The organism is Candidatus Chlorohelix sp. (assembly GCF_037138995.1).
Taxonomy (GTDB): domain Bacteria; phylum Chloroflexota; class Chloroflexia; order Chloroheliales; family Chloroheliaceae; genus Chlorohelix.
Map to the genome: position 1 here is coordinate 1 of NZ_JBAXHI010000114.1, position 1,352 is coordinate 1,352.

2 protein-coding genes are annotated in these 1,352 nt (G+C 43.8%); one reads left to right on the forward strand and one right to left on the reverse strand.

The window, feature by feature from the left end; translation table 11 throughout:
* Positions 1–195: 195 nt before the first annotated feature.
* Positions 196–1,068, reverse strand: coding sequence for a T9SS type A sorting domain-containing protein (locus tag WCK19_RS18525; RefSeq protein WP_342398891.1), 873 nt, complete (start codon positions 1,066–1,068; stop codon positions 196–198).
* Here WCK19_RS18525 and WCK19_RS18530 point away from each other — a divergent pair.
* Positions 1,040–1,237 (forward strand): hypothetical protein, encoded by a 198-nt coding sequence (locus tag WCK19_RS18530; protein ID WP_342398892.1) that lies wholly within the window; start codon positions 1,040–1,042, stop codon positions 1,235–1,237. The genes WCK19_RS18525 and WCK19_RS18530 overlap by 29 nt on opposite strands.
* Positions 1,238–1,352: the final 115 nt, after the last annotated feature.

Here is a 1,352-nt window from a genome sequence, read left to right on the forward strand (position 1 = left end):
TTTTTTCTCTTTTTTTAGGAAAAAGCGGTCAACGTATTTCAGGCATTGACAGATTTGCGTATTAGAATTTAGTAATTAGAATTTAGAATTTCATCTTTCTGCCTTTCTGCCTTCGCGGTAACTTGTCAACAAAAAAAAGGAGATTGCTCTTTCGAACAACCTCCTTTTATTATTTACTCAATAATAATTACCAAGCTATTTCACTAACTTTCTTGTTTCGGTACTGTGGTTCGACAAGTCGACAATACGAACAAAATAAACTCCATTGCTGAATTTATCGAAATCAGTTTTTAAAGTGGTAGCGCCTGCACTTATTGCATGTTTGGTATCTATCACTTTGTTTCCATTCACATCAAAAACCATTATTTCCACCTCTTTGTTTACATCCGAAAGGATATCAACATTGAAATATTCGGCCGAAGGATTAGGATATAAATCGGAGAACGAATTGATGGTAGATGCCGGCTCGGTGGAGGTTTCAATAACAATAGGGCTTAAGCAAGTAGTTACCGCGTACGATACCTGAGCACTAGTAGCACAACTATTAACCGCAGCTACTTTTACCAACGAACCCGTAGGCGTAGTAAGCGCAAAATGCACTGTCACGCTGCTTGTTCCTTGCCCACTGGTAACCGAAGCACCTACAGGCACCACCCAAGTGTAAGTACTTGCATTAGGCACCTCCGCAGCAATGGTGTAAGGCACCGAATTGCCAGCCGTAATATCGTCACAGATGCTGTTGTTTCCGGTGATGGTAGTAGCAATAGGAAGCGTTTTAGTTACCGCTAAAGCTCTAGCTACGCTGCTTCCGCAACCAGCATTCGATTTGCAAGTAACACTACCCGCCACTGCATTCGAAGCAAACATCACCCCAATATGCGTAGTGCCTTGTCCCGAAATAATACTAGCACCCACTGGTACTGTCCATGTGTAAGATGTAGCAACAGCAACTGCTGCAATGGTATACGAAGCCGAATCGACCGAACCAGCATACCTGCAAATAGCCGTAGGGCCTGTTATAGCAAGCGGAGCAGTAGGAATGGTTTTAGCAACCACTACCGATTTCAACGCACTTCTTCCACATACCACACACGATTGTACCGAAACACTACCCGTGGTGTACGTTGGTGGGAAGAATACCGAAATAGAATTGGTTCCCCAACCCGAAAGAATAGTAGCCGTTGCAGGAACTACCCAATGCAACGAATCGATTCCCGCCACAGCGGATGCAGTATAAGTAACCGGTGTGCCTGACGAAGCAGCAGCACAAACATTGGTAGCACCCGAAATAGTAAGCGGAGCAGCAGGAATTGTTTTTACTACCGATAAAGTTTTTGCTACGCTATTTCCAC